Here is a 12968-nt window from a genome sequence, read left to right as displayed (position 1 = left end):
CATCCACACCCTGCACGCCATGGCTATGCTGTCCGCATGAACAGCTACGCAGTCTTTCTCCGCGGCATCAACGTTGGCGGGATCAACATCAAAATGGCAGCGCTGAAGGATGCCCTCGCGTCTGCCGGGTTCGCCGGTGTCAGGACCCTCCTGGCCAGCGGAAACGTGGTGCTCGCCAGCGGGGAAAACCCTGCAGCGGTCAAGCAGAAGTTCGAAAAATGCCTGCGGGACAGCTTCGGCTACGACGCTTGGGTGGTTGTTCTGACCGCAGAACGTGTGGCCGAACTGGTCGATGCCTGCCCCTATCCGGAGGACGACACGGCCACGCACACGTACATCACCCTCGCCTCTGACACCGCCAGGCTCGACGAGCTGGACACAGCCGGGGCAGCACTCGAAGGCTCGGAGCAGAAGCGGCTCGGCCCGGAGGCCCTGGCCTGGCTCGCGCCGGTGGGCGGGACACTGGACAGTCCTTTCAGCAAGATCTCTGCCAAGGCGAAGTTCAAGACAAGCACCACCACCCGGAACCTGCGCACCATGATCAAGGTAAGGGACGCCGCCGCATCCCTCTCCTAGGTGCCTTCACGTTCCGCCTGCGGCCTTCAGCGCCGCATTGAAGGAACTGAGCCTGGTCACCTCGACTTCCACCGGCTCCACCACCAGTTCACGGGCCACTTCGCCCACTGCAGCCCTGAGGCGTTTCCGTGCCCTGGCCGCCCGCGCCCTCGCGGCCCCCGCACCGATGAACCTCCCGGTTGTGGCCAGGAAGATTCCCAGCACCACACCGCTTGCAATCATGAGCGTAGGAACAGGCCAACCGTCAATGCGAGGTACCTCCGGGACAGGCATCTGGAGGTACCCAAGCCCTGCCAGCACGCCAAGCCAGCCCAGGCCACCAACCACTACTGCCAGCGCCAGCCACTGGACCACATTGAAGACGCCCCACCACCACGATTTCCGGAAGGTTATCAGGTCCGTTCCGGCGATGGCTTGGTCAAGGGCATCCGGCAGCGACTCCCGGCCTTCGCGGGCCGCGCCGCGGATGGCCGCCCGCCACGGTCCCGGGGCACCCTCGCTGGCAGCGTCCGCGAACTCCCGGACCGCAGCATCCGTGCGGGCCCGCTCCGGGGCGCCGGCGGCCGGGAGCGAGGTGCGGTTGAGTTGGGATGGGGCCGAACTCTTCAGGTTAAGTCGCCGCAAGGGATCGGATCTGAAGCGCAGCAGCCACCGCGTCACCGGCCAGCCGGTGCGCCGCGTCGATTCCAGCCGGTAGGACGTAGCCACGGCATCCACCACAAGGGGCGCATTCGCCGCCGTGGCCAGCTCACCGGTGAGCCGGGATGTTGACGCTGGCCTCACGCCGGCCGCTTCGCCAACGCCGGAGACGTCCCTGAGTTGTTGTGAGGCCCGCGATACGTCAGCACCGAGCCGTTGTGAGAGCGCCTGCCGCTGCGTCACCACGCCTCGGATGGCGCCCCGAACCTCATCCACGCCGGTGCCCTTGAGCGCGGATGCGCCCAGCACCTGCACTTTGCCCAGCCCGTCGCGGGCCAGGATCCCCCTGAGGGAGGCCAGAACAGGCTGGACGTCCCTTTCGGGCAGCCTGTCCACCTGGTTCAGCACCACCAGGGTCACGGCTCCGTGCGCAGCCAGAGGTGTCAGGAAGTCGTTGTGAACTGCTGCGTCGGCGTATTTCTGCGGGTCCAACACCCAGACCAGGACATCAACAAGGCCCACCATGCGCTCCACGATCTCGCGGTTGGCCGCCCGGGTGGAGTCAAAGTCCGGCAGGTCCAGCAGAATCAGGCCCGTGCCCTCGTCCGCGAAACCTGTGACTGGAACGGCATGATGCCTGTTTCGCACTTCCAGCCAATCCAGCAGGGGCTCGCTGCCGTCCGCTCCCCAAACACCCGCCAAAGGTTCCGATGTGGTGGGCCGGCGGGCCGCCGCCGTCGCGATTTGAGTACCACTGACCGCATTGAACAGTGACGACTTGCCACTGCCGGTGGCACCGAAGAAGCCCACCACGGTGTGATCCGCGGACAGGGACCGCCGGGAGCTTGCCCGTTCGAGGAGCAGGAACACGTCCTCCAAAGCAGCATCGGGCAATACGCCTTCTGCCAATTCCCGGGCATCATTGAGTGCTGCGAGCCGACGGTCCAGCTGCGACGCGTCGCGGGCAACGCTATGGCGGCTCATGTGTGGTTTGCCAGCCGCGCGAGGGCAGCGGCATGGTCTGCCAGGACACGGGAGGTGTCCGTGCCGCCCGCCGGGAGCCGTTCGAGGAACTTCTGCTGCTCGGCCTGCAGCAACCGTTGGCAGCGCTCGTGGAGGTCATCCCGCGCCGTCCGGGCCAGCCGGCGGACCGCGTCCTCACCGAATACGGCTTCCAGCAGTTTTTGGCCCACGACGGCGGTGCCGCCCGCCACACCGATCTCCAGCCCGGTGAGGCCTGCGGTCATGGAAAAAACCACGATCATCAGCGCGACGCCCAGCCCGTTGATGCCAAATGAGAGCCACCTGGCCTGGGTGCGCTTACCTTGCCCCTCGGTGCGGATCAGCTCCATCAGGCCGGTCTGCCACGCCCTGATTTCCGCTGCCGTCACGTCCGCAAAACCGGCGCTGGTTCCGGACAGATCGTCGGTGCCCAGAAGCTGCCGGCCGGCCGGGTCCGAGCGCCACCGCTGGTCCGTCTCCTCGCCCGCCTTGGCGGCTTCGTCCAGGATGACGGCGTGCAGGCCCGTTTCGATGGCCACCTCAACCCGGATGGCAGGGGTCGGCTCGCCCCGGAAGAACGCTCCCACCCGGTCACGCAGCCGCCCGATGTTCTGCTCCAGGGTCCGGAAGAACTCCCCCGTGCCGACAAAGTCCTGCCAGCGCGCCAGCACTTCGCCGCGGAGCAGCGCGCCGTCCTTCGTGGCGCCCAGAATCCGGGTAACGGCATCGCGGTAGGCCGCCACGGCACCGGACCTTAGCGTGGCCGCTGCGTTCTCCTGCTCGTGGGCAGCCGCCGACACTGTGCCGACGCGGCCAGCCAAGGCCTTGACGGTTCCGTTGAGCGTCCGGCGGGCAATCTCCGACCGTCCTGCCGCGTCTGCGGCAAGTTCCTGCAGCCAGACCCGCAGCGGCTCCACCGACTGCTGCGGCAGCATGCCCAGGCCGTCGAGGTCCGTCTCAGGCACGATGAACAGCCCGGCACTCCCCAGTCCTTCTTTCTGCAGCAGCGTGCGGAGATCGGCGCTGACTTCGGCTTCCGCATCTGCCGGTACCCGGTCCAGCACCACGGCGACCATAATGTCCCGCGACGACGCGTCCAGGAGCAGCTTCCAGGGAACCGCATCCGCGTAGCGGTTTGCTGTGGTGACAAAGACCCAGAGGTCCGCGGCGGCCAGCAGCTGCCCGGCCAGCCTGCGGTTGTCGTCCGAAATGGAGTCGACGTCCGGAGCGTCCAGCAGCGCAATGCCCTGCGGGGCTGCCCGATCGGCCACCAGCACGAGCGAGGAAATGGCCTCCGCGTCCGGTGTTGCACCTGCCTGGCTCGCCGGGACGGGCTCCGCGGAGATGGTGCCCCGGATCCGATTGAGGGTGGGCAGCACCCGCTGGCCTTCGAACCAGCCGGCATCGGCAGGATGGTGCAGGAGAATGGGTTGCCTGGTGGTGGGCCTGATAGCCCCGGAGCGGCTGACGGGGTGCCCCATGAGCGCGTTCACCAGCGTTGACTTGCCGGCGCCTGTGGAACCCCCGACGACGGCGAGCAGCGGGGCGTGCAGGCTTCGATATCGCGGCAGGATGTAATCGTCCAGTTGGGCGACGGCGTTCCGGACTTCCATCCGGGCCTGCCCAACATTCGCCAGTGCGAGCGGCAGTGCCACGGCGGAAAGATCCTCACGCACCACCTCCAGCAGGCCCACAGCGGCCAGCACGGACTGGTCCGCCGGGCGGCCAGGCTGGCCGCCCGGCGCTCGGGGCGGCCGGGGCGGGGGTGGTGGTGATGTAAAACCGTCGGCGGAGGTCACAGCATCATCATGCCAGTTCAACCGGCGCTTCAGCCGCGGCGTGAGCCGATCAAAACAAAAACGGCCCCGGGCTGATGCCCGGGACCGTTATCTTGTGACCCCAGCGGGATTCGAACCCGCGTTACCGCCGTGAGAGGGCAGCGTACTAGGCCGCTATACGATGGGGCCGCGTACTTCCAGGAAACTCGCGCTTCCAACCGGCTTCTGGCCGGAATGCTGAGTCAGTACTTCATAGACTCAGCGGGTGTTTCAAATCGGCGGACCGGCTTGAAACGCCTGGTTAGCAGTGCATGTTCAGCGCTCAAACCAGAGCTGGGATACCAGGACTCGAACCTAGAATGACGGTACCAGAAACCGTAGTGTTGCCAATTACACCATATCCCAATGACACTTTTGGGCCGGAGTTTCAGGCCTCAACCCGCGCTCCGTGCCCCTCAGCACGAGAAATTACTTTACCTGAGAGTTTGGGCTGGCACAAATCGAGCCGCTGAACCGGCCGTCACACGCCACGGCGCCGGGCCCCCGGGGCCGCCGAGCCACTGCCGAATCCTTGTCAGGCGTGGACGCCGGTGCTGCCCGGCTGGTCTCCGGGACTGGCGATCTGGCCGCCCGAGCGGGACAGCTGAAAAGCTCCCGGGGTGCGAACAATTCCCCCGAGGCAGGCACCGGCACCGCCGCCCTCGAGCAGGCCCTCGAGCTGGCTGAGGCGGCCGCTTCGGATCCGCTGCAGGGCGCGGTTCCGCTTGCCGCCGTCAAGGATAGGATCGCCAAAATCTCCGGCTGCGCCCACAAGCTCGACGCCTGGACCTCCGTCCTTCAGGCCGGCGCCGGGAAGCTCAACGATGGCGCGGCGTAGCTGCAGGCGGCAACGGGCCGCCTCACTGCCTGCTTCGCCACGCTGGGTAACAAGCTCAACAGCCGCGACCCGGACCAGGGTGTGGTGTTGGGAACCGAACTGCTCGCCGCCGGTTCGGCCCAGATCCGGACCGGCATGGACGGTGTTCGGGGCAACCCCGACCGTCCCGGTCTTATGAGCGCGGTCGCGATGGCAGACGGAACCACGACTTTGAACGCCTGCATCAAGGGGGATCCTGCGAAGGGTGCCGGCCGCAGGTTAGGCGGGAAGCTACGCCAGGAGCTGCGCCAGCGACCTGACCTCGTGACCCTTAAACGCCGGCACAGTCTCCCCCGCCCTGTTGAGCCAGACACCCACCAGTCCTGCCGCCGTCGAACCTTCAGCATCCAGCAGCCTGTTGTCCCCCACATAGAGTGTCTCCGCCGGAGCGGTCCCCAGGAGACGGACGCCTTCGAGATAGATCGCGGGCTCAGGCTTGGCCACGCCTACGGTGTCTGTACCCACCAGGCGTGTAATGCGCGCCAGCCCGGCGCCGTCGAGCTTCGCGCGCTGGTAGTCGTGCACGTTGTTGCTGACCGCACCGTAGGGGATGCCGGCAGTATCCAGCAGGTCCAGAAGCGGAAGCGCGTCCTCAAAAGCCCGGACATAGGAAGGCTGCAGCTGGCTGTACGCCGTCAACCACCGGTGCGACTCTTCGCCGTCGGCGAGGTCCACTCCGAAGTGGCCCAGGGCGGCCCGGCCCCGCAGCAGGCGCTGGTCGTTGAACGTCAGTTCGCCCGCGAGGTACCTGTCGTAGAAGTGCGTTGTTTCGTGCGTGAAGATCCTGCCGAAACGCTGCCACCCGGTCTGGTCCATACCCGGGAGCAGGTGTTCGCTGACCTCGCGCAGGGCGGTGGTCATGGCATATTCGAGGTCCACAAGGGTGTCATCGATGTCGAAGAGGACACCCCTGATGGTCCCGAAGCGTGTCTTCAGGACCCCGTCAGTCGCCGCCGTGCCGGTGACCGTCATCAGCCGCGGAAGGTGCGGAGCCGGCTCAGGGACGAGTCCTTGCCCAGGATCACCATGGATTCGAACAGCGGCGGTGAGATGCGGCGTCCGGAAATGGCAGTGCGCACCGGCCCGAATGCCAGCCGGGGCTTGAGGCCGAGGTCCTCCACGAGCGCCTCCTTCAGGGCCGCCTGGATGTTCTCCGGGGTCCAGTCCTGGACAGGTTCAAGGGCGGCCAGGGAAGCGTCCAGGACTTCGGTCAGGTTAGCCGGCAGCCCCTTCCTGGCGTCATCGGCGACGTCGATTGCATCGTCGGACTTGAACAGGAAGCCGAGCATCTCCGGTGCTTCGCCCAGCAGGGTCACGCGTTCCTGGATGAGGGGTGCAGCTTCCGTGAGGATCTGCTCCTCCCGTGCCGTGAGCTGCTCCCCGACGAAGCCGGCGGTCCGCAGGTACGGCACAAGCCGGGAACGGAAGTCTTCCGGATTGAGCATGCGGATGTGCGTGCCGTTGATGGCCTCCGCCTTCTTGATGTCGAACCGCGCCGGGTTCGCCAGGACATCCTGGACATCGAAGTTTTCAATCAGTTGGTCCACGGTGAAGATGTCCTCATCTGCCGACAGGCTCCAGCCCAGCAGCGACAGGTAGTTCAGCAGGCCCTCGGGGATGAACCCACGGTCACGCAGCAGGAAAAGGTTGGACTCCGGGTCACGCTTGGACAGCTTCTTATTGCCCTCACCCATAACGTACGGGAGGTGGCCAAAGTGTGGCAGGTAGCTGGCCACACCGATGGCGATAAGGTAGCGGATGAGCACTACCTGGCGGGGTGTGGAGGAAAGGAGATCCTCACCGCGCAGGACGTGGGTGATACCCATCAGGGCGTCGTCCACGGGGTTGACGAGCGTGTACAGCGGCGACCCGTCAGCGCGGACGATGACGTAGTCCGGAATGCTTCCGGCTTTGAATGTGATCTCGCCCCGGACCAGGTCGGTGAACACCACGTCCTCGTCCGGCATCCGGACCCGCAGGACGGGCTTGCGGCCATCGGCCTTGAAGGCCGCGAGTTGCGCTTCGCTGAGTTTGCGGTCGAAGTTGTCGTAGCCGAGCTTGGGGTCGCGGCCCGCGGCCCGGTGACGTGCCTCCACTTCCTCCGGGGAGGAATAGCATTCGTAGGCGTAACCGGCGGCAAGGAGCTTCGCGACGACGTCCTTGTAGAGGTCAAGCCGCTGCGACTGCCGGTAAGGCTCGTGCGGACCCCCGACCTCCACACCCTCTTCCCAGGTGATCCCCAGCCACTTCAGGGCCTCCAGCAACTGCTGGTAGCTCTCTTCCGAGTCCCGTGCCGCGTCCGTATCCTCGATCCGGAACACGAACGTGCCCTTGGTGTGCTTGGCGTGGGCCCAATTGAACAGGGCTGTCCGGATGAGGCCTACGTGCGGTGTTCCAGTAGGCGAGGGGCAGAACCGGACGCGCACCGGAGTATCGGCAGTGACGGACAGGACGGAGGCAGCAGTCGACGCAGAAGCAGTAGTCATAGTGGCTTCAACTTTACCGCTTGCCGCGGAGTGCCACTGCCCGGGCCAGGCGCGTCCTGCTAGCGCCGGACGACGGGGTTGGACAGGCGTCCGATACCTTCGATTTCCACTTCGAAGCGGTCGCCGGCCTGCACCAGCCCCACGCCGGCGGGGGTGCCGGTCATGATGACATCGCCGGGCAGCAGCGTAAAGGCCTGCGAGACGATGGAGACGATTTCGCGGACGCCGCGGATCATCTGGCTGGTGCTGCCGTCCTGCCGCAGTTCGCCGTTGAGGCGGCCCTGGATGGCCAGGTCCTCGGTATCCAGTTCGGTTTCGATCCACGGGCCCAGCGGTGCTGAGGTGTCGAAGCCCTTGGCACGGGCCCACTGCAGGTCCGTTTTCTGGACGTCGCGGGCCGTGAGGTCATTGCCGCAGGTGTAGCCGAAAATCACGTCATCAACGCGCTCTTCCGGAACGTCCTTGCAGATCCGGCCGATGACGACGCACAGCTCGGCCTCGAAGGAGACCTCCTCGGAAAAGTCCGGCAGCACGATGGGATCGTTCGGCCCCACAACTGCGGTGTTGGGCTTGAGGAACAGCAGGGGCTGGGCCGGTACTTCGTTGCCAAGTTCGGCCGCGTGTTCCACGAAGTTGCGGCCGACGCCGATTACCTTGCTGCGCGGAATGATGGGGGCCAGCAGCCGGACATCTTCGAGCTTGTGCTTGACGTGGGTCCGCTCCACTCCATTGAAGAAGGGGTCGCCGTTGATGACAGTGATCTCCTCACTGCCGGGCTCACCTTCAACAACGCCGTAGAGGGGACCAGAATCGACTACAAACCGGGCGATACGCATGGTTCCCAGCCTACAGTCTTGACCGGTTCCCCTTGGCTCCGGTCAGTCCTCCGGCCGTCCGCGCAGGTAATCAAGCTGGGCGGCGACTGACATTTCGGCCGCCCGCCGGACGGACGGTTCCACGTGGACGTAGACGGCGTCTGCCACCGCCGCCACGGCCGCATCCCGGCCAAGCCGTTCCAGCGCTTCCCGGATCTGCCCCAGCCTCTCGAGGCGGTGTGCACGGTAGGCAGCGGTGACAACTTCAAGGGACGGTAGCACTGCGCCGTGCGCCGGCAGAACGGTGGCCTGGCCGAGAACCTCCAGCCGGTCCAGGGACGCGAGGTAATCCCCCAGTGTGCCATCCGGGTAGTCCAACATGGTGGTCCCGCGGCCCAGGATGGTGTCGCCGGTCAGCACGGAGCCGTGCGCGCCGTCGTCGGGGAGGTGGAAGCACACGGAATCCGAGGTGTGGCCCGGCGTGGCCAGGACCTTGATGGACACACCGGCAGCCTGGATGGTTTCACCATCCTGCAGCGGTTGGCCGCCACCATGGCAGTGGCGGGGATCCGACGCCCGGACGGGGGCGCCAGTTAGCTCATGGAGCCGTAGCGAACCCGCCGTATGGTCTGCGTGCCGGTGCGTCACCAGGATCAACTCCACCCGGCCCACGTCAGCCAGCAGCCGGAGGTGGGCGGCGTCAAACGGCCCCGGATCCACCACCACAGAAGCGCTGGCTCCGCCTGCCGAGATCACGTAGGAGTTGGTACCGTCCAGGCTCATCGGTCCGGGGTTGGGTGCCAGGAGGGACGCTGTCAGGGTGCTGGAGGGCCGGAAGCCGCCGCTGGGAATCGGGTTCACGGCACTATCCTCGCATCCCACTGCCGGCGGAGCGCAGAATAAGTCAGGTCCCCCGGCAGGTTGTGGCTGGTGAACAACGGAGGAAAACAAGGGCCTTCAGCACATCCATAACAACGCGACGGGCGCCATCGTCTGGTTCCCCACGTGGAAGAAGTACCGTGAAACCACCGATTGGCCCGAGGAAGTCGATGCTCTCGCTGAGGACCTCAAATCGGGTTCACCGCTGGTGGAAAAGGTGGCGACCCGTTCGCTCACCGGAGAGCTGGAGTCACTCGTGAAGCGCGCCGCCGCAGCCAGTGATGCGAACATCTTCGTCCAGGAACCTGACCAGGCACCTGACCCGGACCTGGGCTGTGGCCGACGCCGTCGCCGAGATAACCGGGAAGGACATGCCCTCAGGCGGCAGCACGCCGTCGGTCTTTGCCGACTACCCCTATGACGTTTATGCCCAGGATGGCGGCGCGTTCGCCACCGCGCCCTGGAACGACCTCATCGATGCCCGCCGCAACCGCGCCGTGGCCGACGAAGCCGCACGCAAGGCCCTGAAGCCTGTCTCCCGCAAAGCGCTCAAGAACGCAGCCCGCAAGGCCGCCCGGCGCTAAAACAGCCCGGCGCTGAAAACAACGCGGGGTCACTTTGCGCCCATCCCGACAGGGATATTGGGCGAAAAGTGACCCCGCGTTCCAGGAATCAGGCGTTGCAGGAATCAGGCGTCGCAGGTATTCAGGCGAGCCGCGTCAGCCAGCCGTGCCGGTCCGGCACGGTTCCGGTCTGGATGCCCAGGAGCTGTTCGCGGATGGCCATGGTGGTCTCCCCCGCCTTCGCATCCTCGGAGCCGATGAACTCGGTGACATCCTTCAGGACGCCAATGGGAGTGATCACCGCCGCGGTGCCGCAGGCAAAGACCTCGGCGATCTCGCCCGAGGCCACGCCGTCGCGCCATTCGGCCAGGGTGATCTTGCGCTCAGCCACGTTACGGCCCATATCCTTGGCCACCTGCATCACTGAGGAACGTGTGACGCCCTCCAGAATAGTGCCGGTGAGCGCGGGAGTGGCCAGTGATCCGTCCTTCATTACGAAGAACACGTTCATACCGCCGAGTTCTTCCACGGCGTCGTCGTTGAAGTGATCCAGGAAGAGCACCTGCTTGCAGCCGTTGGCTTCTGCTTCCTGCTGGGCGATCAGCGAGGCGGCATAGTTGCCGCCGCACTTAGCTGCGCCGGTGCCGCCGCGGCCCGCTCGGGCGTATTCGCGGGAAATCCAGATCGAAACCGGCTTCAGCTCGCCGCCAAAATAGTTGCCGGCGGGCGAAGCGATCACGCGGAAGGAGACTTCGCGTGCGGCCCGGACACCCAGGAACGCCTCGGTGGCGATCATGAACGGGCGCAGGTAAAGGGCCTCGCCGTCGCCGGCAGGAACCCATTCTTTGTCGGCGGCCACGAGCTCCCGGATGGCGCCCAGGAAGTACTCAACGGGGAGCTCTGGCAGCGCCAGCCGGCGGGCCGACTTGTTCAGCCGGGCCGCGTTCGCCTCGGGCCGGAACGTCCAGACGGACCCGTCGCCGTGGCGGTAGGCCTTGAGGCCTTCAAAAATCTCCTGGCCGTAGTGAAGCACTGCTGCCGACGGGTCCAGGGTGATGGGCCCGTACGCTTCGATGCGCGGGTTGTGCCAGCCACCGGCGCCCTGTTCGTCGACCGAGTAGTCCACCACGGCTGTGTGGTCGGTGAAGTAGTTGCCAAATCCCGGGTTCGCCAGGATAGCTGCACGCTCGTCAGCTGACTTCGGGGTTGCCGAGGGCTGCTGGTTAAATTCGACGCCATGGGCAGTCTGAGTCATGGTTCCTCCGCGATCGGCCGCCCGTGAACATGGTTCGGCAGTGAACCGCAGGGCAGCATTTGGTGATTCGAAAATAAGCTTACGCCCGTTAACCCAGTCCGAAGGGCAGTCCCTGGGGAGCAGGCCTAGAGCGCTGCCGCGATGGCGTCGCCAACGGCACTGGTGCTGCGGGCGCCGCCGTCGCGGTTTTCGATGTCGGCAACCACCGCAGCCTCAATCTTCCGGGCTGCCCCGGTGTAGCCGAGGTGGTCCAGCAGGAGCGCGGCGGACAGGATGGCCGCGGTGGGATCGGCCTTCTGCTGGCCGGCGATGTCCGGGGCTGAGCCGTGGACCGGTTCAAACATGGACGGGGCGGTGCGGTCCATGTTGATGTTGCCGGAGGCAGCCAGCCCGATGCCGCCGGTGATGGCTGCGGCGAGGTCTGTAAGGATGTCGCCGAAGAGGTTGTCCGTGACAATGACGTCAAAGCGGGAGGGGTCGGTAACCATAAAGATGGTGGCAGCATCCACGTGCAGGTAGTCGTGGGTGACCTCAGGGAACTCCTGGGCAACGGCTTCGACCGTGCGCTTCCACAGGTGGCCGGCGAAGACCAGCACGTTGTGCTTGTGCACTAGGGTAACGTGCTTGCGTTCCCGGGCGCTGGCGCGGCGGAAGGCATCCCGGACCACGCGCTCCACGCCGTACGCCGTGTTCAGGGAGACCTCGGTGGCCACCTCGTGCGGGGTACCGGTGCGCAGTGAGCCGCCATTGCCCACATAAGGACCCTCGGTGCCCTCACGGACCACGATGAAATCAATGACGCCGGGATTGGCCAGCGGGCTGCCCGCCTTTCCGTACAGGCGCGACGGCCGCAGGTTGACATAGTGGTCCAGGCTAAAGCGCAGCTTAAGGAGCATTTCCCGCTCGATGATTCCGGACGGGATCCTGGTGTCGCCGGGGGCTGCACCCACCGCGCCGAACAGGATGGCGTCCCGAGTACGGATGTCCTGCAAGACCTCGTCCGGCAGGGTCTCGCCGGTCGCCAGCCAGTGCTCCGCACCGAGCTTGTAGTGGGTCTGCTTGAGGCTTACGCCCTCGGCGGCCACGGCCTTCCCGAGGACTTTCAGTGCCTCAGCGATGACCTCAGGGCCAATGCCGTCACCTGGAATAACTGCGAGATCGATAGTGGGTGCGCTCATGGTCCAAGAATATTAACAGAATCCGAATGCCGGACAATCAGTCTCACTAATTGAGATGGTATCGATCATTAGAGGCGTCAGGAGAGTGGAACGCTCATGTCCGGTGAGGCCACCACCACGACGTTCGTGCCCCAGAAGTCATCCGTGTAGCAGGAAATAAGAACCAGCCGGTTGGGCGCCACCTGCCAGATGGGACTGTTCTTCAGGCCCGACTTGTTGTAAGTGGCAATCGAGTCCACTCGGTAAGCCAGTTCGCCGGTGGCGGTAGTTACCGTGAGCCGGTCACCTACCGCGGCCCTGATGCTCAGCCGGTTGAAGGGCGCATCCCTGTCCACCCAGCTGTGGCCGGCCACATAGGTGGTGTTTCCGGAGCCAGCTCCGGGTACTCCGTAAGGTGTCAGCCAGTAGCCGTCCATGGTGGGCGGAGGCACGATGGTCTGGGTTGCCTGGTCCGTTCCGCTGGGTTCGAGGGGGTGGATCACCACGTCGATGTCCGCCGCCGGATAGATCAGCCGCTCCGGCGGTGCCGCCGCGGGGCCGGCCGGAACTGCCGCCGTCGGGGTGCCGGCGGGCGTCGGCATCGGGGTGCCAGTGGGCGTCGGCGTCGGGGTGGCAGGAGCAGTTGCTGCCGGCATCTGCCGGACAATGCCGCTTACGTCGCCGGGTGGGGTATCGGGCCCGTTGAGGAGGGGAAGGGCCGCGAAGGCGAAGTAACCCACAAGCCCGCAGAGGAGCACGAACAGGATGCTCCTGGTATTGAACGTCCGCCGCCGCCTGACGGCCGGCCCCGGCTCCGGAGAATCGGCCCCGGGGGAATCCCCTTCGGGAGAATTAGGGAAGAGTGACTGGCGGATGCTGTCCATCGTTCACCTCACACAGTC

The 12968-nt window shown here is 65.7% G+C and carries 12 protein-coding genes and 2 tRNA genes; 3 read left to right on the top strand and 11 right to left on the bottom strand.

Annotated elements, in window-relative coordinates; translation table 11 throughout:
• Positions 1-36 precede the first annotated feature (36 nt).
• The gene (locus ABIB27_RS01680; protein ID WP_354214144.1) at positions 37-576 is read left to right on the top strand and encodes a DUF1697 domain-containing protein; all 540 of its coding nucleotides are present in this window, start codon (positions 37-39) and stop codon (positions 574-576) included.
• A 6-nt stretch (positions 577-582) separates the two neighbouring features.
• Here ABIB27_RS01680 and ABIB27_RS01675 read toward each other — a convergent pair whose 3' ends face one another.
• The 4 genes from ABIB27_RS01675 to ABIB27_RS01660 all read right to left on the bottom strand — a co-directional run bounded on the left by ABIB27_RS01675 (position 583) and on the right by ABIB27_RS01660 (position 4400).
• Positions 583-2199, bottom strand: a complete 1617-nt coding sequence (locus ABIB27_RS01675) for a GTPase (RefSeq protein ID WP_354253406.1) — start codon at positions 2197-2199, stop codon at positions 583-585.
• Positions 2196-3911 (bottom strand): dynamin family protein, encoded by a 1716-nt coding sequence (locus ABIB27_RS01670; protein WP_502909100.1) that lies wholly within the window; start codon positions 3909-3911, stop codon positions 2196-2198. Before ABIB27_RS01670 ends, ABIB27_RS01675 begins: the two co-directional genes overlap by 4 nt.
• Before the next feature lie 200 nt (positions 3912-4111).
• Positions 4112-4184 (bottom strand) — tRNA-Glu (locus ABIB27_RS01665).
• Positions 4185-4328: 144 nt separating this feature from the next.
• Positions 4329-4400 (bottom strand) — tRNA-Gln (locus ABIB27_RS01660).
• A gap of 166 nt (positions 4401-4566) precedes the next feature.
• Between ABIB27_RS01660 and ABIB27_RS01655 the strand changes: the two genes are divergently transcribed.
• Entirely contained in the window at positions 4567-4872 is a 306-nt protein-coding gene (locus ABIB27_RS01655) for a hypothetical protein (RefSeq protein ID WP_354214140.1), read from the top strand.
• Positions 4873-5142: 270 nt separating this feature from the next.
• On the opposite strand, the gene ABIB27_RS01650 is transcribed toward ABIB27_RS01655, so the two are convergent.
• The 4 genes from ABIB27_RS01650 to ABIB27_RS01635 are packed head-to-tail and all read right to left on the bottom strand — an operon-like array spanning position 5143 to position 9073.
• Positions 5143-5883, bottom strand: coding sequence for an HAD family hydrolase (locus ABIB27_RS01650; RefSeq protein ID WP_354253405.1), 741 nt, complete (start codon positions 5881-5883; stop codon positions 5143-5145).
• Complete coding sequence (gene gltX / locus ABIB27_RS01645; RefSeq protein WP_354253404.1) at positions 5883-7397, bottom strand: glutamate--tRNA ligase; 1515 nt, start codon at positions 7395-7397, stop codon at positions 5883-5885. Before gltX ends, ABIB27_RS01650 begins: the two co-directional genes overlap by 1 nt.
• 59 nt (positions 7398-7456) lie before the next feature.
• A complete protein-coding gene (locus tag ABIB27_RS01640; RefSeq protein ID WP_354214135.1) occupies positions 7457-8233 on the bottom strand; it encodes a fumarylacetoacetate hydrolase family protein in 777 nt (258 codons plus the stop codon).
• A 42-nt stretch (positions 8234-8275) separates the two neighbouring features.
• The gene (locus ABIB27_RS01635; RefSeq protein WP_354214134.1) at positions 8276-9073 is read right to left on the bottom strand and encodes an MBL fold metallo-hydrolase; all 798 of its coding nucleotides are present in this window, start codon (positions 9071-9073) and stop codon (positions 8276-8278) included.
• 299 nt (positions 9074-9372) lie between these two features.
• Between ABIB27_RS01635 and ABIB27_RS01630 the strand changes: the two genes are divergently transcribed.
• Positions 9373-9675 (top strand): hypothetical protein, encoded by a 303-nt coding sequence (locus ABIB27_RS01630; protein ID WP_354214133.1) that lies wholly within the window; start codon positions 9373-9375, stop codon positions 9673-9675.
• Positions 9676-9796: 121 nt separating this feature from the next.
• On the opposite strand, the gene ABIB27_RS01625 is transcribed toward ABIB27_RS01630, so the two are convergent.
• The 3 genes from ABIB27_RS01625 to ABIB27_RS01615 form a co-directional block, all read right to left on the bottom strand.
• The gene (locus tag ABIB27_RS01625) at positions 9797-10909 is read right to left on the bottom strand and encodes a branched-chain amino acid aminotransferase (protein ID WP_354214131.1); all 1113 of its coding nucleotides are present in this window, start codon (positions 10907-10909) and stop codon (positions 9797-9799) included.
• Between the two features lie 125 nt (positions 10910-11034).
• Entirely contained in the window at positions 11035-12087 is a 1053-nt protein-coding gene (locus ABIB27_RS01620) for a 3-isopropylmalate dehydrogenase (protein WP_354214130.1), read from the bottom strand.
• Between the two features lie 77 nt (positions 12088-12164).
• Positions 12165-12950, bottom strand: a complete 786-nt coding sequence (locus tag ABIB27_RS01615; RefSeq protein WP_354253403.1) for a class F sortase — start codon at positions 12948-12950, stop codon at positions 12165-12167.
• Positions 12951-12968: the final 18 nt, after the last annotated feature.

Source organism: Arthrobacter sp. UYEF21 (genome assembly GCF_040546085.1).
Lineage (GTDB): Bacteria > Actinomycetota > Actinomycetes > Actinomycetales > Micrococcaceae > Arthrobacter.
This window is presented reverse-complemented; position numbering and strand designations above follow the sequence as displayed.